We start from the raw sequence: 19,666 nt of genomic DNA on the forward strand, positions 1-19,666 counted from the left end.
AGATGGTCCGCGCCCGACACCTCGTCTCCTGGTCTGGCGCTTTGGCGCTGGCGGCAGGCTTGGTGTTGGCGGCCTACTGGCTGGGCGCCCGCAACGCCGATGAGAACACCCACCTCACCGGCGAACGCCAGCTGCAAATCATTGCACTCGACCTGGAAGCCGTGCTGGACCGCTTCGACACGCTGCCCTACTCGATTGCCCACCTGCCTCTGACCTCGCAGTTACTGGCAGCCCCGGTCAACACCGGACTGCAGCAGGAACTAAACAACACGCTGCAAGACTTGGCCTTGCAGGCCAAGGTGGCCGCCATCTACTTGATGGACAAAACCGGCAAGACAATTGCGGCCAGCAACTGGGATACATCGCAGAGCTATATAGGGCAGAACTTTGGTTTTAGGCCCTATTTTCGTGATGCCATTCAAGGTCAACCCGGCTACTTCTACGCGATTGGCAACACCACCAATATCCCCGGTTACTTCATATCCCAGGCTGTATACCCGGTCGGAGTCAAGCGTGGATCCGTCGCGCCCATTGGCGTCATTGCTGTCAAGATCACGCTGGAAACCTTCGAGAAAACCTGGCGCAGCAACGAAGACCCCATCGCCTTGGTTGACCGCCATGGTGTCGTGTTCCTTAGCAATCGCAGTGAGTGGGTCTACAACAGCCTGCAACCGCTAGCCCCTCTCGTACAGAGTGACATAGAAAAAACCCAGCAGTACATGGGCAAGCAAATCCAACCCATTGCCAGCCTGTCCGGCGCTGCCCGCAAAGGCTTTGGTGACTACATAGGGCGCCCGGTGGGGCGACTGGGCTGGCAACTGATGCTGTTCCCCGCACAAGCCAAGGCGGTGCGGGCAGGCATGTTGTGGGCCGGCATCACTCTGCTATTGCTGTTGGTGGCGGCAGCCGTGGCCGCCATGCAACACCAACGCAGGCGTAGATTGGAAGAGCGCAGCGTCGCGCAGCAAGCCCTCAAACAAGCGGCAGATGACCTGGAACACCACATCGCCCAGCGCACCCAGGAGTTGCTGTCGGCCAACGCGCAACTGGCTGCGAAATACAACAAGCTGCAGCAAACCGAAAACCTGCTGCGCTCTACCCGCAACGAGATGGTGCAAGCGGGCAAGCTGGCCATGCTAGGCCAAATGGCGGCCGGCATTACGCACGAGCTGAACCAACCGCTGACGGCCATACGCGCCTTTGCCGACAACGCCAGCACCTTCCTGTCGCGTGGGCAAACCACTCAGGCGGACGACAACCTGCGCCACATCAGCGCAGCCAGCGCTCGCATGGGTAGCATCGTGGGGCAGCTCAAGGGGTTTGCCCGTAAAAGCGCAGAGGCTGTGGCCGTCGTCGAGGTCAACCAGGCCATACTCGGTGCGGCCTTTCTCTTGGAGAGCGAATTTGTACGCCAGCATGTGCAGCTGCAGCTTGATCTGCCAGAAACTTTCTACGTGCTGGGTGACACTGTGCGCGTTGAGCAGGTGCTCATCAACCTGCTGCGCAATGCGCTAGACGCAGTGGAACATGCGCCCGATAAGACCGTACGGGTGCTGCTGGAGGCCGACGCACAGCAAGTGCGGATTCACATCCTCGATTCGGGCATGGGCCTGCCCCAGGAAGTGGCCAAACATTTGTTTGAACCCTTTTTCACCACCAAGCCCACTGGCCACGGGCTGGGCTTGGGTCTTGCCATTTCTTCGTCGATTGTGCAAGCCATGAACGGGCATCTGGAAGCCAGGAACACCCCCCAAGGCGGCGCAGAGTTTGTGGTGTACATACCGCGCTGTGCACAGGAAAAACAAGCCACATGAAGCAGTCCACCCTATCCCGGCACCATGCCATCCTGGTCGAGGACGAACAGGCTGTGCGTCTGGCCACCACACAGACCCTGGAACTGGGTGGCTTTCGCGTGCAGGCCTGCGCCAGTGCGGAGCAAGCCTATGCGCTGATCAACGCTGACTTTGGCGGCATTGTGGTCACCGATGTGCGGCTACCCCAATCGTCTGGCCTGGACCTACTAGCGCACACCATGCACATCGACGCAGATCTGCCGGTGATCCTGGTCACCGGCCACGGCGACGTGGTGATGGCGGTGCAGGCCCTGCATAACGGTGCCTACGACTTCATAGAAAAACCCTTTGCCTCCGAGCGCCTGCTGGAGAGCTGCCTGCGCGCCCAGGAAAAACGCAATCTGGTGCTGGAGAACCGCCGCTTGAGCAAGGCATGGGCCGCACACCCCTCCATGCCCGAGTTGATTGGCCAGTCCCCCAGCATCGAGCGGCTGCGAAAGCTTATCCACAACATAGGCCCCACACAGGCCGACGTGCTGATCAACGGTGCCACCGGAAGTGGCAAGGAAGTGGTGGCACGCCAACTGCACTTGGCCAGCCGCCGCAAGGGCGAGTTTGTGGCCATCAACTGCGCAGCCTTGCCCGAGTCCATGTTTGAGAGCGAGATCTTTGGCAACGAGGCAGGCGCATTTACCGGCGCGCAAAAGCGCCGCATCGGCAAGCTGGAGTACGCGCACGGCGGCACGGTGTTTTTGGACGAAATTGAGAGCATGCCGATGGCCTTGCAGGTCAAGATGCTGCGCGTTCTGCAAGAACGTCAACTGGAACGCCTGGGGGGCAATGCCATCGTTCAGCTGGACTGCCGCGTAATTGCCGCGACCAAGGTGGACCTGCGCCAACTCAGCACCGAGGGCACATTCCGGGAAGACCTGTACTACCGCATAGGAGTAGTCAGTATGGACTTGCCGCGCCTGAATGACCGGCGCGAGGATATCCCGCTATTGCTGGCACATTTTCTGCAGCGCGCAGCCTTGCGTTACCAGAAGCCTGTTCCTTTTTGGAGCCCCGTCGATATGGCGCAATGGCAGCAACGTGACTGGCCCGGCAATGTGCGAGAACTACGCAACTTTGCCGACCGTTTGGTGCTGGGGGTTGCCGAGGTTCACCCTACAGACCCAGTCAAGTCGAACACCGACGGGCTAACACTGCCGCGCAGGCTCGATGTTTACGAAGAGGCGCAGATAGCGACCGCCCTGCACACCAACGAATTCAACGTTGCACTGACCGCGGCAAGCCTTGGCATTCCCAAGAAGACCCTGTATGACAAGCTCAAAAAATATGGTTTGTCAGGAAAGCCATCGCAGAAGGACGACTGACTGCATTCGAGCGTCATCGCTCTTTTTACGCAACTACTCGTGTCGCAGCGCGTCGATGGGGTCCATGCGCGCGGCACGGCGCGCCGGGAAGTAGCCAAACACCACGCCAATGCCAGAAGAGAACACCAGTGAGAGCAGGTTGATGGACGGGTTGAACAGGTAGGGCACCTGCATCACCTGCGCCAGGCCGATGGACGCCACGGTGGCCAGCACAATGCCCACCAGCCCGCCCAGCGCCGCCAGCGCCACGGCCTCCATGAGGAACTGCAGCAGCACCTCGCGCTCCAGCGCGCCAATGGCCAGGCGCAGGCCGATCTCGCGTGTGCGCTCGGTCACGCTCACCAACATGATGTTCATGATGCCAATGCCGCCCACGAGCAGGCTCACCGCGGCCACAGCGCCCAACAGCGTGGTCATCACCTGCGTGGTGCCCGACAGCGTCTCGGCCAGTTGCTGCGTGTCCAGCACGTTGAAGTTGTCGTCGTCACCATCGGCCAGCTTGCGGCGCTCGCGCAGCAGCTGGGTCAAGCCGGCCTTGACGCGGGTGGCGTCACTGCCCTCTTGCATGGACACCAGCAGGGTGCCCACATTGAGCGAACCGGTCACGCGGCGCTGCAGCGTGTGCAGGGGCACCATGACCACGTCGTCCTGGTCGTTACCCATGGCAGCCTGGCCCTTGGAAGCCAGGATGCCCACCACCTCGCATGAAAACTGCTTCACGCGCACCTGGGCGCCCAGCGCGGGCTGGCTGCCAAACAGCTCGCGCCGCACAGTCTCACCAATCACGCAGACGGCCGAGCCTGCTTGCTGCTCCTCGTCGGTGTAGCGGCGGCCCTGAGCCAGCTTCCAATTGCTCACGTCAAACCAGGCGTTGGTGCTGCCGGTCACGCTGGTGGACCAGTTGCGGCCATTGGCCACCACGGTCACGCTGGCGCGGGCCTCGGGCGCCACGGCCTGCACGCCGCCCAGTTGCGTGGCAATGGCCACGGAATCGGCCTCTTTGAAAGCTGCACCACCGCCGCCCCCTGGCCCCTGGCGTTGGCCGGGGCGCACCATGAGCAGGTTGCTGCCCAGGCTGGCAATCTGGTTGTGCACGGCCTGCGTGGCGCCCTGCCCCAGCGTGACCATGGTGATCACCGCACTCACGCCAATCACGATGCCCAGAATGGTGAGGAAGGAGCGCAGCAGGTTGCGCCGGATCGAACGCAGCGCCAGCAGCAGGGTGTTAAGCAGCATGGGCCACCTCCGCGGTGGAGTGGGGGTTGCGGGCATCGTCGGCCACCACCCCATCCACAAAGCGCACCACGCGTTTGGCGTAGGCCGCCATGTCGGGTTCGTGCGTGACCATGAGCACGGTGATGCCCAGGTCCACATTCAGGCGCCACAGCAGCTCCATGATCTCGTGGCTGCGCTGCGTATCCAGATTGCCCGTAGGTTCGTCGGCCAGCAGTACCGCCGGCTCGGTGACGATGGCACGCGCAATGGCCACGCGCTGCTGCTGTCCACCCGACAGCTCAGCCGGCGTGTGGTGCTCCCAGCCCGCCAGCCCTACGGAGGCAAGTGCACGGCTGGCCGCAGCACGCCGGTCGGCCACCGATTCGCCGCGGTACAGCAGCGGCAGCTCTACGTTTTCTTGCGCCGAGGTGCGCGCCAGCAGGTTGAAGCCCTGGAACACAAAACCCAGGTAGCGCCGGCGCAGGCGGGCGCGCTGGTCGCGGCCCAGGCTTTGCACCGGCACGCCCTGGAACAGGTACTGGCCCGAGGTGGGCGTATCCAGGCACCCCAGCGTGTTCATGGCGGTGGACTTGCCCGAACCGCTGGGGCCCATGATGGCGACAAAGTCGCCGGCCTCGATGTCCAGGTCCACCCCCTTCAGCGCGCGGAATTCCGTGGCGCCCATGCCGTAGTCGCGCGTGATGCCGCGCAGCCGGATCAGCGGCGTGTGTTCGGGAACGGCCTCGCTCATGAGCGGGCTCCGGCGGTGCGCTGGTCGGTGATGACCTTGTCGCCCACTTGCAGCTCACCCGCGGTGATCTCGGTCATGCGGCCATCGGAAATGCCGGGCGTGACCGCCACGGCGCCGGCCACGCCATCGCGCAGCACCCACACCTGGCGCGCAGCACCCGCGCTGCCGCTGCCACCCGTTTTGCGTGTGCCGCCAGGCATGCGCGGGATGAGGCTTGACACAATGCCGCCCTTGCTGGCCCCACCGCTACCAGTACCACCGCTACCACCCGTGCTGGCCAGCGGCGAGAAACGCAACGCGGTGTTGGGCACCAAAAGCGCGTCGTCCCGCTCGGTGGCGGCAATGGTGGCCGACGCCGTCATGCCCGGGCGCAGGGTCTGGTCGGTGTTGTCCACCTCCAGGTAGGTGATGTAGGTGACCACGTTGTCGGTGGTGGTGGAGCCAAACGCCACGCGCGTGACCTTGGCGGGGAACTTGCGCGTCGGGTAGGCGCTGACCGTGAAGCTGGCTTTTTGGCCCACCTGCACCGAGCCCACATCGGCCTCGTCCACATTCACCTGCAGGCGCAGCTTGGTCAAATCTTCAGCTACGGTGAACAGTGTGACCGCCTGCAGGGATGCGGCCACGGCATTGCCAGGGTCCACGGTGCGCGTCAGCACCACACCATCAATGGGTGAGCGGATGGAGGCTTTGGACAGATTGGTCTCGTCGGTGGCGGCCGCGGCCTTGGCATCGGCCACCGCAGCCTGGGCGCTGAGTTCGGACGCCTGGGCGGTTTCCAGCGCAGCGCGGCCCGTGTCCAGTTCGGTTTTGGACGGCACCTTGCCGCCCGACAGGCGTGCCACTTCCTCCAGACGGGCCAGGCTGGTGCGGGCCTCACGCGTGGCCACCACGGCCTGGGCCAGCTTGGCCTGGTTTGACGCCAGCGTGGCGCGCGAACGCTTCACCTGGTCACCCAGCTTGGAGGTATCCAGCTCCACCAGCACCTGGCCTTTTTTGACATGGTCGTTCACGTCCACCAGCACGCGCAGCACCGTGCCTGAGAGCTCGCTGCCAATGCTGACCGAGCGCGTGGGCTGCAGCGTGCCGTTGGCCGTGACCGACAGGGACAGGTGGCCGCGGGCCACGGCCTCCGTCACATAGCTCGGCGCCTGAGCAGCCTGTTGCCGCCCCTTCCAGACCAGCCCACCGGCCACGGCCGCCACCAGCACCACCGCGCCCACCCACACGGCAGGCCGGCGCCACCAGACACGGCTGGCCGGTTCGTCCAATAGCTGGATGACGTCTTCGGTGCGCAGCGGCGCTCGCGGGTTGGGGGGAGTGGTTTGCGATTCAGGAGTAGAGGGTGTCATGGCGGGCAGTCAAAAAATAAGAGGTTTCGGTGCGGCAGGTCGGTGGGGTGGCGCTCAGTTCCAGCCGCCGCCCAGCGCTTTGTAGAGGCGCACGTGGTCGGCGCTGACGTCGGCCACAGTGCTGGCCACGTTGTCTTGCGCGCCCAGCAGCGTGCGCTGCGTCGTCAGCACGGTTTGAAAATCGATCAGGCCGCTTTGGTAGCGCTGGCTGGCCAGCAAGGCCGCATTGCGGGCCGCATCGGCCGCCGTCTGTAGCTCCACCAAGCGGCTGCGGTCACCCTGCAATGCCGCCAACGCGTCTTCCACATCCTTGAGTGCGGTGAGCACGGTGGCCTGGTAGGCCACATGGGCCTGCGCCAATGCGGCTTCTTGCGCGCGCACCTGGGCTTTGGCGGCGCCGCCGTCCAACAGCGGCACTGACACACTGGCCAGAAGCGCGCTGACCAGCGACGCGCCATCGGTCAACGCACCCAGGGTCAGGGCCTTGAGGCCCAGCGTCTTGCTCAACGAGAAGCTGGGGTAGCGCGCGGCCTCCGCCTCCGACACACGGGCCAGCGCCGCGGTCACCTTGAGTTCGGCCCCCCGCACATCGGGGCGCTGGCGCAGGGTGTCCACGGGCAGGCTCAGCGCCAAGTCTGGCGGTGCCTGGGGCACAGGTTGCACGGCGGCCAGTGTGTCCACCAGCGCGGCCGGGGCCTGGCCGGTGAGCACGGCCAGGCTGTGCAGGGTCTTGCTCACGCTGGCCTGCAGCGCGGGGACTTGCGCCGCAGTCTGGGCCACGGCGGTGCGCGCCTGCTCCACTTCCAGCGAGGTGGTCAGGCCCGCCTGCGCGCGCCACTGGGTGATCTGCAGGGTCTCGGTCTGGCTTTGCAGGTTGCTTTGCGCAATGGCCACCTGGGCCTGCAGGCCGCGCAGCTCGATATAGGCCACGGCTACCTCGGCCGCCACGGACACACGCACATTGCCCAGGCTGGTTTGGGCCGCATCGGCATCGGCCTGGGTGGCGTCGGCCGCGTTGTGCTTGCCTCCAAAGATGTCTGGCTCCCAGCTCGCATCAAAGCCCGCCGAAAAGCTGTTGCCCGAGGTACCGCTGCTGCCCGTGCCCGCATAGCTGCGTTGCGCCGAAGCGCTGGCGCCCACGGAGGGGCCCAGCCCCGCGACCTTGGCGTCGCGCAGCGCGCGTGACTGCTGCAGGGCGGCCTGCGCGGTTTGCACATCAGTGTTGGCCAGCAGCGCCTGGGTCACCAGGCCGGTGAGCTGCGGGTCGTTGAAGCGCGACCACCAGTCGGCCAGCGCGGTGGGCGTGGCCGCAGTGGATGCGGTGGTGGCAGTCCAAGCCGCAGGCACGGCCACGCTGCTTTGCGGCACTGCGGGCTTGCTGGGCAGCAGCGTGGAGCACGCCGACAGCGACAGCACCGCCAGAACCAGTGCGGTCAGGCGAAAGGATGGGAAAGAAGGAGAAGGGGCAGACAGTTTCAATTCACGCTCAGTGCACACGGGGTGCTATTGCAGTGAATCGATGGTGCCTACCCAGCTTTACACGTCTGTGCGCTCGGCGTGAAGCTTTGTAAAGTTAGGTGAGCAGGTTCGGGCCGCTCAATCGAACCATTGCAGGCCTTGCGGGCCCGTATCCACCGCCACCAGTTCGGCCGGCTGCGAGGTCGGGTCATGCGGAGCCCACTTCTCGGTGAGCACCTGGCGTGCGCGCAGGTTGAGCGTGTCCACCACCGCGGGCGAGGGGAAGCCCAGAAACTGACCCTGCGCCAACTGAACGCCGGAGTCGCGCACGATGCGCAGGTCAGCCGCGTCTTCCACCGACTTGGCCACCAGGCTGGCACCGGTCTTGAAACCAAAGGCGGCCAGTGAGCGCAGCACTTTGGCCTTGGCTGGATCATTCTTCAGATCGGTGGTCATGCGGCTGTCCATCTTGACGATGGAGGGCTTGAGCTGCATCCACAAATTCAGGCTGCGCTGCGAGGCCTTCACGTCGTCCAGCGCAATGGCGAACCCCAGCGACTGCAGGGCCGTGGTGGCGCGCGCCAGTGCAGCCAGGTCGTCGAGCTTGCGGTGCTGGGTCACCTCCACCACACCGCGCTTGCAGGGCACACCGCTGGCCAGAAACAACTCTTGCAGGCGGGGCAGCGCCTGGGTCTCGTTCAGGGTGGTCAACGTGGCCGCGCTGAAGCTGAGGTAAATGCGGCCCTGCGTGTGGGGGGAGCCCCAACCTTGCAGGGCCAGGCCCGTGCAGGCCAGCTCCAGCTCGGTCTGCAGTTGGACCGCCTGCGCAGTGTCCAGCAGCACGGGGGGCAGCTCGGTGCCGCTGTGTCCGCGGGCTAGCGCCTCATGGCCGTCGATTTCGCCGCTTTGCAGCGCGATGATGGGCTGGTACAGCGTGCCCAGCTTGCCCTGGTCCAGCAAGACCTGCAGCGGGTGCGGCGGATTTTTGGCGGGCCAGCGCTGCAGCAGACGTTGAAACAAGGGGGTAGCGGACATGAAGATACCTTTGGGCACAGAACGTGACAAATCTACGCCCAAAGGCCCCTTGCCCGTGTGTCCAAATTGTTCCGGTTTGCAAAGTTGCGCCCCGGCTGCGCGCTAGGTTCCGCCGTCTTGCAGGCGGGAGATTGCCTCTGGCGGCGCAGCGGTGCGCAGGTAATCGGCCAGGGATTTTCCGGGCTCTTCGGCAAAGCGGCCCGCTGCACTTTGTAACAATTCCAGCTGCTCCATGCGGTCCAGGCGGAAGCTGCGAAAGCCCTGGCGCGTCTCGCACCACGCGGCCAGCGTCCAGACCCGGCCCCAGTAAAAGCAGCCTAGCGGGCGCAGCGTGCGTTCGCTGGGCTTGTCGGCTGCATCGCGGTATTGCATGCGCACCTTGTTGCGGGCTTGGGCGGCCTCCCGCAGCGTTTGCAGTGTGGCCTGCACCGCGGGCTCCAGCCCTACAGGCGGCGCGTAGATGGCCATGCTCTGCGCGGCCGCGCGGGCCGCGGCGGGCAGCACCGAGAGAATTTTGCCCAGCGCCACCTGGGAGTTTTGCGCCAGCACCGGGTCTTGCCAGACCTGGGCCATGCGCACCGAGGCCACCAGCGCACGCGCCTCGTCCACGCTGAACATCAGGGGCGGCAAGTCAAAACCCTGGCCCAGGCGGTAGCCCACGCCGGCTTCGCCTTCGATGGGCACGCCCTGGTGCTGCAGGTCGGCCACATCGCGGTAGACGGTGCGCTCGGACACCTCCAGGCGCTGCGCCAAAAAGGCCGCCGTGGTGAGGCGGCGGCCCCGGATGAGTTGGACAATTTGGAACAGGCGGTCGGCGCGGCGCATGGGAGTTGGATGTGTTTTTGGCCTCTAGCCCCCATGATACTTGCGCCAACAGCTAGCAATTTCATAGCGAACCCGACGGCAGGGCGTTCTTGTCGATCTGGCGGCCGGGCAGCTTCTCGGTCAGGTCTTCGATCATGAAACGGCCGTAGCGCTGCGCCGTGACCGGGTGCAGGCTGGGCACCAGATCGGCCACCCGCGTGGCGCTCGCGTCGTCGCCGGTCTCAACCACCAAAAAGCTGCAGCCGTCTTCCGCAAAGGCTTTGTGCACGCGCACCAGGTCCAGCTCGTAGCCAAAGTTGGCCAGCGGGCTGGCGGTCTGCAGCTCGGCGTCCACCTGGGCCAGCATCTCTTGGGGCGTGTACTCCACCAGGCGGGCCGGGCCAAAGCCCTGCACGGCCAGCGCCGCCTTGGCGGACTGCAAGGCGTCTTCCGTCGGGAAGGCCATCACGGTGTGACCCACAGGTTTGAAGACGCCAAAGGTGGTGGGGGGATTGGTCTTGTCCATGGGGCTCTCCAGTACGGCGGTATGCCGACCCGTTCACTCTAGGACCGCAGGCGCAGCCCCTCTGTGCGCCTGCGCACCGAGGGCGCCGCCACATTGGGTAAGCTGGCGCCATGAACAAATACGTGGCGACGTACGCGGCCACCGCCCTGCTCTTGCTGGCGCTGGACCTGCTGTGGATTGGCGTGGTGGCCAAGGCGCTGTACCAGAACGGCATCGGCCACCTGATGGCGGCCGAACCGCGGTTGGGAGTAGCCGCGTTGTTTTATGCGGTGTACGCGCTGGGCCTGGTGCTGTTCGTGGTGGCGCCGCAGGGCGCCAGCGCCAGTTGGACCAGCACCCTGGTGCACGGCGCGCTGTTCGGCCTGTTTGCCTACGCCACCTATGACCTGACCAACCTCGCCACGCTGAAAGACTGGCCCGTGGGCCTGTCATTGCTGGACATGGCTTGGGGGGCGGTGGTGAGTTGCGCCGCGGCCGCCGCGGGCAAGCTGGCGTGGGAAAAATTTGCATGAAACGGCCCTCTAGCCCCCGCAGAACCTGCGCAGGACGCTCCTAAAAGTAGAGCAAATCTGGTGCGGCGCGCATGGCGTGTGCGATGTGCAGCATGTCGGCGTCGCTGACTTGGAACAGGCCAAACCGGAACTTGTAGCCCCAACGGCTGCGGTCTTCCACAAACTCAAAGTCGTCCAGCAGCGGCAGGATGGGCGCCTCCAGCGCGGGCACGTAGGCCACGTCGCGCCGGTAGGGCACAAAGCCGCCGCCCATGTCGAACTCATACGGCGCGCCAGGCTGCACGATGCCAATCGACACGAACGACTGCAGTTTGTCCTTGCCGCCCATGCTGACCGTGGGGCTGTAGTAGGCCACGCGGTCGCCCGGCGCCACGCGCTTGAGCGGCGCGCACTTGCCGTGGCAGACCTGCATATAGCCCTGCTCCGGCACCGCGCAGCCCCGGCGGGCGTGCGCAGCGCAGGCCACGGCAATCCAGTTGTTGCGCGTGGTCATGGTTTATGCGAGGGCGTGCAGGCCGACGCGGTTGCCGTCCAGGTCGGTGATGTGGGCGAAGAAGCCCATGCCCGGCGGCAGCGCGGTGCGGGGTTGGGCAATCTGGCCACCCTGGGCCACGGCGCGCTCCAGCGCGGCGTCCAGCGCGGGCGATGCGTCCAGGTACACCAGCGTGCCGCCGCCCGAGACCTTGGGCACCGTGGGCCCCATCATCAGCGCGCCGCCGGTGCCGTCGCCTTCCATGTCGTAAGGGAACACGGCGCCTTCGCTGGGGCCCATGTTCTCGCGGCGCATGGCGCGGTCCAGCACGGCTTCGTAAAAGGCCTGGGCGGCGTCCAGTTGGGTGGTGGGGATTTCAAACCAGCTGATAGCGTTTTTCATGGTGCATTCCTTGTTGCGTTGAAGAAGCCCAGATGGTGCCGGGGGGCTACTGACAGCGGTGTGTCAGGAGGGTGCAACGCCTGCGTCACCGGTTCGTCATACGGCTGCAACGCAAGCCGCCCACCATGGCAGGCGTCTTCTTCTTTTTTTTGAGGTTTTGTGCATGGCTTCTTCTGAACAACGGGTGCATACACGCGCGCCCTTCTTCCTGCTGGGCACCGGCGCCAACGCCACGCCCCTGTTTGCGTTCCGCGACGCCAACAGCCCGCAGTCCATCGCGGCGCTGGTGCTGGACATCAGCGAGGGCGGGGTCCAAATCCTCTCGCAGGCCGGCCTGCAGCTGACCGGCAAGTCTTTCCACCTGGAGTTGGTCGTCAGCCCCACCGACGTGTCGGAAAAACTGGACGGCGGCGAGGTGCAGTGGGTCTGGTCGCGCCCCGAGGGCATGTACACCCGCAGTGGCTTTGTCGCGCGCGCCGATACCCAGGTGCTGTCCATGCTGGTGGCCACCCTGCAGGCGGCCGACCACAAGGTGCTGCGCTGCGTGCTGCACCCCGTGGGCGAACACGCACTGGCCTGAGGCCGGAGATCTGAGGCTGAATTACGGCTGTGCGGCAGGTGGCAGGGCGGCGATGCCGTCCGCCTCCTCCATGGCGTTGGCGCGCCCCCCCTGCGCCAGCACCGAATGTGGGCGGCGCGACTGCAGCAGTGGGTAGAACATCTCCACAAACCAGCGCTCCTTGCCGTGCAGAAGGTCGTCCTGCAGGCCCACCTGGGGCGGGTAGCGGCGCGTGATCTTGGCGGAGCCGAACAGCAGGTCCCACACAAACAGCAGGTTGCCAAAGTTGCCCTTGTAGTGGCCCACGCCGTCGGCATTGCTCAGCGCGTGGTGCGCCCAGTGGGTGGCGGGGGTGGAGAACACCCGTTCCACCACCCAGGCCACCGGGTGCAGCCAGCGGTGGCGGTACAGCGGCGCGTCCCACGCCACGCTGCAATGCGCGCCCATGATGACCGTCAGCTTCACCACCACATAGACCAGGTACACGTTGGCAAAACCCAGGTAGATCAGCACGCCCGACACCCACAGGCCGGGCATCATGGCGTAGTAGAAAAAGTTGTTGCGGTAGGTGATGCGGATGCTCATGTAGTGCGCCGTGTGGTGCGCACGGTGCAGCGGCCACAAGAGCGGCGTGTGCGAGAGCCGGTGCCACCAGTACTGCGTCATGTCGTCCCCTACCAGCAGGATGGCCACCATGGCCCAGACCGGCAAGTGCGCCCACGCCAGGTGGTACTCGGGCAGCAGCCAGACGCCCAGCTTGCCAGTGATGAAGAAGATCAGCGGCTGCACCAGCGCCACCAGCGCCAGAAACATGGCGGCCTCCAGCGTGGTGTCGTCGCGCGTGGCGTGGTAGTCCTTGGGCCGGCCCGAGCGCCATTCCACCAGGGCGAAGCCCAGGATGATGCCGACGAGCACCAGGTTTTGCAGTCCATTCATCGCGTGTGTCTCCAGCGTGTTGTGGTTTTCCACGCATTGTTGGGGGCAGTACGGATTGAGTCCAATGCAATTACACGGTAATTTCAATGCATCCACTGCATTGAAAAATCATTCCAATGGACATCAAACGACTGACCCACCTCGTGGTGCTGGCCGACAAACGCAACTTCGCACGCGCCGCCGAAGCCCTGGCCCTGAGCCAGCCGGCGCTGACCCGCAGCATCCAGTCGGCCGAGGCGGAGCTGGACATGCGCCTGTTCGACCGCGGCCCGCTGGCCGTGACACCCACGCCGGCCGGCGAGTTTGTGCTGGAGCGCGCACGCCGCCTGGTGTTTGACAGCCGCTGCCTCAAGCGCGACGTGGCGCTGTACCGTGAACGCAAGCTGGGCGACACGGCGTTTGGCGTGGGGCCCTACCCTGGCGCCACCTTCATCCCGCCGCTGCTGGGCGCCATCCGCCAGGAGTTTCCCGACATCCATGTGCGGGTGCGCACCGGCAACTGGGAGCTGCTGGCGCACGACCTGCGGGCCGAAGAGCTGGAGTTTTTTGTGGCCGACACGCGCGACCTGCCCACCGACCCGGACTTGGTGGTGCGCCCGCTGACGCGGCTGCACGCGGGCTTTTTTGTGCGGGCCGGACACCCCTTGGCCCGTGCGCCCGCCACGACCCTGGCCGAGTTGTGGCGCTACGGCATGCTCAGTGTGCGGGTGCCCGCGGCCGTGCAGCAGTTGCTGGCGCGCCTGCTGGGGTTGCCCGAGGGCGAGGTGCCGCCGCTGGCGCTGGAGTGTGACGACATCCACACCCTGTTGCAGGTCGCTCTGGCCAGCGACAGCGTGCTGGCCGCGCCGCGCGAGGCCGTGGCTGCCGCACTGGATACGGGCAGCTTGGTGCCGCTGCAGGTGGCCGGGCTGCCACCGCTGTTCAGCGAGATGGGCGTGGTCACCCTGCGCGGGCGCAGCCCCTCGCCCATGGCAGACCTGCTTATGCGGCGCTTGCCAGGGCTGAGCGCGCAGGCGTAGCGCTGGCCAGGCCGCGTGCGCGCGCCGCCTGCGTGTGGCCGCCATAGCCCCAGTCGGTCGCAGCCACCTCACGCACGATGACGTAGCTGGCGGGCTCCAACCCGTGGCCCTCGCCCAGCTGGTCTTCCAGCTCGGCAAACGCGGTGGCAATAAAGGCGGCCTTTTGCTCGGCGGTGTTGGTGCCTTGCGTGATGCTGATCTCCAGCAGGGCCGTGGGCCGCTGCACGTCGGTGCCGCCGACATGCCAGCGCGCAGCGGGCACGTCGTCGATCACCACCGCGGTCACTTCGGCACGCTTGCCGAGCTGTTCGTGCGTGATGCGGGTCAGCGCCTCGGCCAGCGCGCGGTAGCGCGAGGGGTTTTGCAGCGGCGAGATTTTGAGTTGCAGGGTGGGCATGGTCAGGCTTTCGTGGTGGTGGAACGGTAGGCGCGGCGGGCCAGACGGGCCTTCAGGCGGTCGGCACTGCGCTGGGCGAAACCCTGGCTGCGCTGCCACACGGCGTCGGCACCGCGCCAGAAGTCGTCGGACGCCGCGCCGCGCAGACGGTGGATCTCGGTTCTGGCCTGGGCCTGCAGGCGGGCAATCGTGGTGGCACTGGGTACGGTGGGGAACATGGTGGACTCCGGTGAAGAAACGATGGTTTGAACTTTATTAGTGCAACCACCATTCGGAAACCGTGCAAAACCCATATTGGTTTTGCAGTATTTGCAAAACCAATCCCAGCCGCCGCACAATGGCGCCATGCAACTCCAACTCGACGACGTCGCCCTGTTCACCCGCATTGCCAAGCTGGGCACCTTGTCCGCCGCGGCGCGCGAGCGCAACGTGCCCGTGAGCCAGGTCACCCGCGCACTGACCCGGCTGGAGGCGGCCTGCGGCGTGCGCCTACTGCACCGCACCACCCACGGCCTGAGCCTGACCGACGAGGGCGACACCCTCCTGGCATACGGCCAACGCCTGCTGGACACCACAGCCGAGCTGGACAGCGAACTCAGCGGCAAGCTGAGTGGGCCCAGCGGCTGGGTGCGCATCAGCGTGAGCCCGCTGATGGCCGAATGCGTGATCGCGCCCAGCCTGGAAGGGCTGTACCAGCGCTGGCCGCTGCTGCACATCGACATCAACGCCGACGACCGCATTGCCGACATGGCACGCGATGGCATCGACGTAGCCATCCGCACCGGCTCGGCCGTCAGCGACACGCTGGTGGCACGGCAAATTGGCGAATACGGCCGCACGCTGTATGCCGCGCCGCGCTACCTGGCGCGCTGCGGCACGCCGCAGCACCCGGACGACCTGGCCCACCACCACCTGATTGCCAACAGCGCCAGCCCCAACCTGAACCGCTGGAGCCGCAGCGGCCAGCCAGACCTGCTGGTGCCTGGCCAGACGCGCGCCGACAACACCGCCCTGCTGCTGAACCTGGTGGTGCATGGCGTGGGCATTTCCCGCCTGCACGATCTGATGGCCGCGCCCTGGGTGCGCAGCGGCGCGCTAGTGCCGTTGCTGGAAGACCACTTTGTGAGCCCGCGCATCCCCATCTATGCGGTGATGCTGCAAGAGCGCCACCGCCTGCCCAAGATCCGGGCGTGCATTGACTATTGGGCGGAGTGGATCGCCGGCATGACCTGACGGCGCACGCGCACTGACACGGGGCACGAAGCCCCGCCGGAGCGCGCGTGATTCACCGCTCTGGTGCGCATATCTTGTATACCAGTGGCACGGGATTTGCAGTGTTGCAGGCCACATGGCCAACGCATCCGACATCAGCACCCGCATCATTGAAGCCGTCATGGCGCAAAAACTCGCCCCCGGCGCGCGCCTGGGCGAGCAGCAGTTGGCCATGCTGTTCGACTGCAGCCGCACCATCGTCCGCGAGGCGCTGACAAGGCTGGCAGCGCGGGGCATTGTCACCGTCAGCAGCCGGCGTGGCTGGTATGTGATCGAACCCTCGCTGAGCGAAGCGCGCGAAGCCTTTGAGGCGCGCCGCGTGATCGAGATGGGCCTGATTCGCTGCACCACCGAGGTGAGCAAGGCGGCCATCAAAAAACTCAAAGCCCACATCAAGACCGAGAAGGCCGCGGTGAAGGGCAGCGACGTGGGCCTGCGCAGCTATTTGCTGGGCGACTTCCATGTGTGCCTGGCCGAGTGCCTGGGCAACAGCCTGCTGGCCGACACGCTGCGCGACTTCACCGCGCGCACCACGCTGATCGCCATGCTCTACCAGTCCACCCACGATGCCGCCCACTCCTGCGAAGAGCATGGCCGCATCGTCGAAGCGCTCGAAGCCTCTGACTGGGTGCTGGCCGAACAGCTGATGCAGGCCCACATTGGCCATGTGCAGGACGCACTGAAACTGCAAGCCCACAGCGGCGACCCGCTGGCCGAACTGCGCAACGCGCTGAGCCCGCTGGGCGACAACAGCGCGCCGCGCACCACCAAGCGTTTGGCACAGGACTTGCACACAAGCCCTGCCGACAAATCCACCAAAGACACCTCAACCTACCTTGGAGCCCTGCTATGACCTTCCCCTTGAACAAACGCACCTTCACGCTGGCCCTGGCGGCCGGCACTTTGCTGGCCGCCGCTGGCGTGCAGGCGCAAACCGCGTTGGACGACATCCTCAAAGCCAAGGTGCTGAAGGTGGCGGTGCAGACCGACTCCGCACCCTACGGCTTTGTGGGCACCGACCTCAAGCCCATCGGCCTGGACGTGGACATGGCCAACTACATTGGCAAGAAGCTGGGCGTACCCGTGGAGCTGGTGGTGGTGGTGAGCGCCAGCCGCATCCCCGCGCTGCAAACCCGCAAGGCCGACCTGGTGATTGCCACGCTGGGCAAGAACCCTGACCGCGAAAAAGTCATCGACTTCTCGTCCGCCTACTCGCCCTTCTTCCAGGCCGTGTTTGGCCCCAAAAACGTCAACATCAAGGCCTTCACCGACCTCGGCGGCAAGTCCGTCGGCGTGACCCGCGGCGCCATGGAAGACCAGGAGCTCGGCAAAGTGGCCCCCGCCAACACCGATATCAAACGCTTTGAAGACAACAACGCCACCATCGCCGCGTTCACAGCCGGCCAGGTGCAGTTTGTGGCGCTGGGCGCTTCGGTGGCCGGCAACATGATGACCAAAAACCCGCAGCTCTCCAGCGAATACAAGCTGCTGCTGAAAGACAGCCCCAACTTCATCGGCATTGCCAAGGGCGAAGACAAGCTCAAAGCCAAGGTCAACGACATCATTGCCGAAGCCAAGAAGAGCGGCGAGCTCGAAGCCATGGCCAAAAAGTGGTTGGGCCGCGGCGCGGGCGACCTGCCCCTGTAACGCCTGATACCGCCTGATCGAACATCTCCATGCGCATTCAGCTGGACTTTGGCGCCGTGCTGGCGGAGTGGCCCCTGCTGCTCACCGGCATCGGTTGGACCCTGGCGCTCACGGCCGCCGCCGTGCTGGTGGGCACGGCCCTGGGCATTGGCTGTGCGTGGGTGCGGGCGCGCGGCTTTGGGGCTGAGCACGCCCCGGCCTGGCTGCGTGCTGTGGTGAATGGCTATGTGGAGCTGATCCGCAACACGCCCTTCATCGTGCAACTGTTCTTCATCTTCTTTGGCCTGCCAGCGGCGGGCTTCAAGCTGTCGGCGGAGACCGCGTCCTTCATCGCCATGGTGATCAACCTCGGGGCCTATGCCACCGAGATCATCCGCGCCGGGCTGGAGGCCACGCCCAAGGGGCAGATCGAAGCGGCGGTGAGTCTGGCACTCACCCGGCTGCAAACCTTTAGCCGCGTGGTGCTGCCGCCTGCGCTCAAAAAAGTGTGGCCCAGCCTGGTGAGCCAGATCGTCATCGTGATGCTGGGCTCCTCGGTATGCGGGCAGATTTCCACGCAGGAGCTGAGCTATGCGGCCGACCTGATTCAGAGCCGCAACTTCCGCTCGTTCGAGGCCTTCATTGTGGTCGGCGCGCTCTACCTGCTGCTGTCCTTTGCGGTACGCCACCTGCTCAACTGGGCCGGTGCCACCTTTCTGTTCGGGAGGCGCTAGACCATGGTTGATTTTTCCCTCTGGGACATTGTCCGCAACCTGCTGCTGGCCTTGCGCTGGACGGTAGGCCTGTCGCTCATTGCCTTCATTGGCGGGGGGCTGGTGGGCTTGCTGCTCTTGATGTTGCGCCTGAGCAAACTGCCCGGTGCGGGTGTGTTTGTGAGCGCCTATGTGCAGCTGTTCCAGGGCGTGCCGCTCTTGGTACAGCTGTTTTTGGCCTACTACGGCCTGGGCCTGTTTGGCATCAACACCTCACCGTGGGTGGCGGCCGGTATGGGGCTTACCTTCTACGCCAGCGCCTTCCTCACCGAGATCTGGCGCGGCTGCGTGGCGTCCATTCCGCGCGGCCAGTGGGAGGCCTCCCAAAGCCTGGCGCTGAACTTTGCCGAGCAACTGCGCTACGTCATCCTGCCGCAGGCCTTCAAGATTGCGGTGGCACCCACCGTGGGCTTTTTGGTGCAGGTCATCAAAGGCACGGCGCTGGCCTCGGTCATCGGTTTCATGGAGCTGACCAAGGTGGGCAAGACCATTGCCAACGCCACCTACAGCCCGTTTCTCGTCTTCAGCTGCGTGGCCGTCATGTACTTTGTGCTGTGCTACCCCGTGAGCCTTTACGCCAAATCCTTGGAGAGGAAGTTGCATGCCCCCCGTTGAAACCAGCGCCACCCTGGCGCCCATTGTGGACATCCGCGCACTGCGCAAATCGTATGGCAGCAACGAGGTGCTCAAGGGCATTGACCTGCAAATAGCCCCGGGCGAGGTGATCGCCATCATCGGCAAAAGCGGCTCGGGCAAAAGCACGCTGCTGCGCTGCATCAACGGGCTCGAAGAGTTCCAGAGCGGTGCGCTGACGGTGGACAGCAAACCCCTGCTGCACAAGAACGCCGCCGCCATGCGCGCACTGCGCCAGCGCGTGGGCATGATTTTTCAGGGCTTCAACCTGTTCCCGCACCTGACAGTGGGCAAGAACATCATGCTGGCGCCCAGCTTGGTGAAAGCCAAGGACGCCGCCAGCGCCCAGACCCATGCCCGCGCCCTGCTGGCGCGCGTGGGCCTGGCCGAAAAGTTTGATGCCTATGCCGACCAGCTGTCAGGCGGGCAGCAGCAACGGGTGGCGATTGCGCGTGCGCTGGCCATGGAGCCCGCGGTGCTGCTGTGTGACGAGATCACCAGCGCGCTGGACCCCGAGCTGGTGGGCGAGGTGCTGCGCGTGGTGGAAGGCCTGGCGCAGGACGGCATGACGCTGCTGATGGTGACGCACGAGATGAGCTTTGCGCGCCGGGTCTCCAACCGCGTGATCTTCATGCACCAGGGCCGCGTGCACGAGATGGGGCCGCCGGCCGACATCTTTGGCAAACCACAAACGCCCGAGCTGCAGCAGTTTTTGTCGTCCCTGCACGACTGAGCCGAGCGTCCGGAAGACGTCC

The 19,666-nt window shown here is 65.3% G+C and carries 23 protein-coding genes; 11 read left to right on the forward strand and 12 right to left on the reverse strand.

Annotated features, from left to right (window positions below; genetic code table 11):
• Window positions 1–2 precede the first annotated feature (2 nt).
• Both AC097R_RS19710 and AC097R_RS19715 read left to right on the forward strand, forming a co-directional pair.
• Window positions 3–1,814 (forward strand): sensor histidine kinase, encoded by a 1,812-nt coding sequence (locus AC097R_RS19710; RefSeq protein ID WP_479599929.1) that lies wholly within the window; start codon window positions 3–5, stop codon window positions 1,812–1,814.
• On the forward strand, window positions 1,811–3,169 hold the full coding sequence (locus AC097R_RS19715) for a sigma-54-dependent transcriptional regulator (RefSeq protein WP_479599930.1): 1,359 nt from the start codon (window positions 1,811–1,813) through the stop codon (window positions 3,167–3,169). The genes AC097R_RS19710 and AC097R_RS19715 overlap by 4 nt, the downstream gene beginning before the upstream one ends.
• A gap of 33 nt (window positions 3,170–3,202) precedes the next feature.
• Here AC097R_RS19715 and AC097R_RS19720 read toward each other — a convergent pair whose 3' ends face one another.
• From AC097R_RS19720 to AC097R_RS19750, 7 genes are all read right to left on the reverse strand, one after another.
• Complete coding sequence (locus AC097R_RS19720) at window positions 3,203–4,405, reverse strand: ABC transporter permease (RefSeq protein WP_479599931.1); 1,203 nt, start codon at window positions 4,403–4,405, stop codon at window positions 3,203–3,205.
• Window positions 4,395–5,135 carry an ABC transporter ATP-binding protein gene (locus AC097R_RS19725; RefSeq protein WP_479599932.1) on the reverse strand — a complete coding sequence of 247 codons (741 nt, stop codon included), beginning with the start codon at window positions 5,133–5,135 and terminating at the stop codon, window positions 4,395–4,397. Before AC097R_RS19725 ends, AC097R_RS19720 begins: the two co-directional genes overlap by 11 nt.
• A complete protein-coding gene (locus AC097R_RS19730; RefSeq protein WP_479599933.1) occupies window positions 5,132–6,487 on the reverse strand; it encodes an efflux RND transporter periplasmic adaptor subunit in 1,356 nt (451 codons plus the stop codon). Before AC097R_RS19730 ends, AC097R_RS19725 begins: the two co-directional genes overlap by 4 nt.
• Before the next feature lie 54 nt (window positions 6,488–6,541).
• Window positions 6,542–7,960: an efflux transporter outer membrane subunit gene (locus AC097R_RS19735; protein WP_479600044.1), complete on the reverse strand. Its 1,419-nt coding sequence runs from the start codon at window positions 7,958–7,960 to the stop codon at window positions 6,542–6,544.
• 123 nt (window positions 7,961–8,083) lie between these two features.
• Window positions 8,084–8,980 (reverse strand): EAL domain-containing protein, encoded by an 897-nt coding sequence (locus AC097R_RS19740; protein ID WP_479599934.1) that lies wholly within the window; start codon window positions 8,978–8,980, stop codon window positions 8,084–8,086.
• Between the two features lie 102 nt (window positions 8,981–9,082).
• Complete coding sequence (locus AC097R_RS19745) at window positions 9,083–9,805, reverse strand: helix-turn-helix transcriptional regulator (protein WP_479599935.1); 723 nt, start codon at window positions 9,803–9,805, stop codon at window positions 9,083–9,085.
• Between the two features lie 61 nt (window positions 9,806–9,866).
• Window positions 9,867–10,310, reverse strand: coding sequence for a hypothetical protein (locus tag AC097R_RS19750; RefSeq protein WP_479599936.1), 444 nt, complete (start codon window positions 10,308–10,310; stop codon window positions 9,867–9,869).
• A 110-nt stretch (window positions 10,311–10,420) separates the two neighbouring features.
• Here AC097R_RS19750 and AC097R_RS19755 point away from each other — a divergent pair, with 110 nt between their 5' ends.
• Window positions 10,421–10,822, forward strand: coding sequence for a DUF2177 family protein (locus tag AC097R_RS19755; protein ID WP_479599937.1), 402 nt, complete (start codon window positions 10,421–10,423; stop codon window positions 10,820–10,822).
• Window positions 10,823–10,862: 40 nt separating this feature from the next.
• On the opposite strand, the gene AC097R_RS19760 is transcribed toward AC097R_RS19755, so the two are convergent.
• Entirely contained in the window at window positions 10,863–11,315 is a 453-nt protein-coding gene (locus AC097R_RS19760; protein ID WP_479599938.1) for an EVE domain-containing protein, read from the reverse strand.
• Between the two features lie 3 nt (window positions 11,316–11,318).
• Entirely contained in the window at window positions 11,319–11,696 is a 378-nt protein-coding gene (locus AC097R_RS19765; protein WP_479599939.1) for a VOC family protein, read from the reverse strand.
• A 163-nt stretch (window positions 11,697–11,859) separates the two neighbouring features.
• Here AC097R_RS19765 and AC097R_RS19770 point away from each other — a divergent pair, with 163 nt between their 5' ends.
• Window positions 11,860–12,276 (forward strand): PilZ domain-containing protein, encoded by a 417-nt coding sequence (locus tag AC097R_RS19770; protein WP_479599940.1) that lies wholly within the window; start codon window positions 11,860–11,862, stop codon window positions 12,274–12,276.
• Window positions 12,277–12,297: 21 nt separating this feature from the next.
• Here AC097R_RS19770 and AC097R_RS19775 read toward each other — a convergent pair whose 3' ends face one another.
• Window positions 12,298–13,191 (reverse strand): sterol desaturase family protein, encoded by an 894-nt coding sequence (locus tag AC097R_RS19775; RefSeq protein WP_479599941.1) that lies wholly within the window; start codon window positions 13,189–13,191, stop codon window positions 12,298–12,300.
• 116 nt (window positions 13,192–13,307) lie between these two features.
• On the opposite strand from AC097R_RS19775, the gene AC097R_RS19780 reads away from it, so the two are divergent.
• Window positions 13,308–14,210: a LysR family transcriptional regulator gene (locus AC097R_RS19780; RefSeq protein ID WP_479599942.1), complete on the forward strand. Its 903-nt coding sequence runs from the start codon at window positions 13,308–13,310 to the stop codon at window positions 14,208–14,210.
• Here AC097R_RS19780 and AC097R_RS19785 read toward each other — a convergent pair.
• On the reverse strand, window positions 14,173–14,607 hold the full coding sequence (locus AC097R_RS19785) for a tautomerase family protein (protein ID WP_479599943.1): 435 nt from the start codon (window positions 14,605–14,607) through the stop codon (window positions 14,173–14,175). The genes AC097R_RS19780 and AC097R_RS19785 overlap by 38 nt on opposite strands.
• A 2-nt stretch (window positions 14,608–14,609) precedes the next feature.
• On the reverse strand, window positions 14,610–14,825 hold the full coding sequence (locus tag AC097R_RS19790) for a hypothetical protein (protein WP_479599944.1): 216 nt from the start codon (window positions 14,823–14,825) through the stop codon (window positions 14,610–14,612).
• A gap of 127 nt (window positions 14,826–14,952) precedes the next feature.
• On the opposite strand from AC097R_RS19790, the gene AC097R_RS19795 reads away from it, so the two are divergent.
• The 6 genes from AC097R_RS19795 to AC097R_RS19820 all read left to right on the forward strand — a co-directional run bounded on the left by AC097R_RS19795 (window position 14,953) and on the right by AC097R_RS19820 (window position 19,644).
• Complete coding sequence (locus tag AC097R_RS19795; RefSeq protein ID WP_479599945.1) at window positions 14,953–15,840, forward strand: LysR family transcriptional regulator; 888 nt, start codon at window positions 14,953–14,955, stop codon at window positions 15,838–15,840.
• A 115-nt stretch (window positions 15,841–15,955) separates the two neighbouring features.
• The gene (locus tag AC097R_RS19800; RefSeq protein ID WP_479599946.1) at window positions 15,956–16,732 is read left to right on the forward strand and encodes a GntR family transcriptional regulator; all 777 of its coding nucleotides are present in this window, start codon (window positions 15,956–15,958) and stop codon (window positions 16,730–16,732) included.
• The gene (locus AC097R_RS19805; RefSeq protein WP_479599947.1) at window positions 16,729–17,526 is read left to right on the forward strand and encodes a transporter substrate-binding domain-containing protein; all 798 of its coding nucleotides are present in this window, start codon (window positions 16,729–16,731) and stop codon (window positions 17,524–17,526) included. The genes AC097R_RS19800 and AC097R_RS19805 overlap by 4 nt, the downstream gene beginning before the upstream one ends.
• A gap of 29 nt (window positions 17,527–17,555) precedes the next feature.
• Window positions 17,556–18,239, forward strand: coding sequence for an amino acid ABC transporter permease (locus AC097R_RS19810; protein ID WP_479599948.1), 684 nt, complete (start codon window positions 17,556–17,558; stop codon window positions 18,237–18,239).
• A gap of 3 nt (window positions 18,240–18,242) precedes the next feature.
• Window positions 18,243–18,893: an amino acid ABC transporter permease gene (locus AC097R_RS19815; protein WP_479599949.1), complete on the forward strand. Its 651-nt coding sequence runs from the start codon at window positions 18,243–18,245 to the stop codon at window positions 18,891–18,893.
• Window positions 18,880–19,644 carry an amino acid ABC transporter ATP-binding protein gene (locus AC097R_RS19820; RefSeq protein ID WP_479599950.1) on the forward strand — a complete coding sequence of 255 codons (765 nt, stop codon included), beginning with the start codon at window positions 18,880–18,882 and terminating at the stop codon, window positions 19,642–19,644. The genes AC097R_RS19815 and AC097R_RS19820 overlap by 14 nt, the downstream gene beginning before the upstream one ends.
• The last annotated feature ends 22 nt before the right edge of the window (window positions 19,645–19,666 follow it).

It is taken from the genome of Rhodoferax sp. ZS1R25, assembly GCF_056521335.1.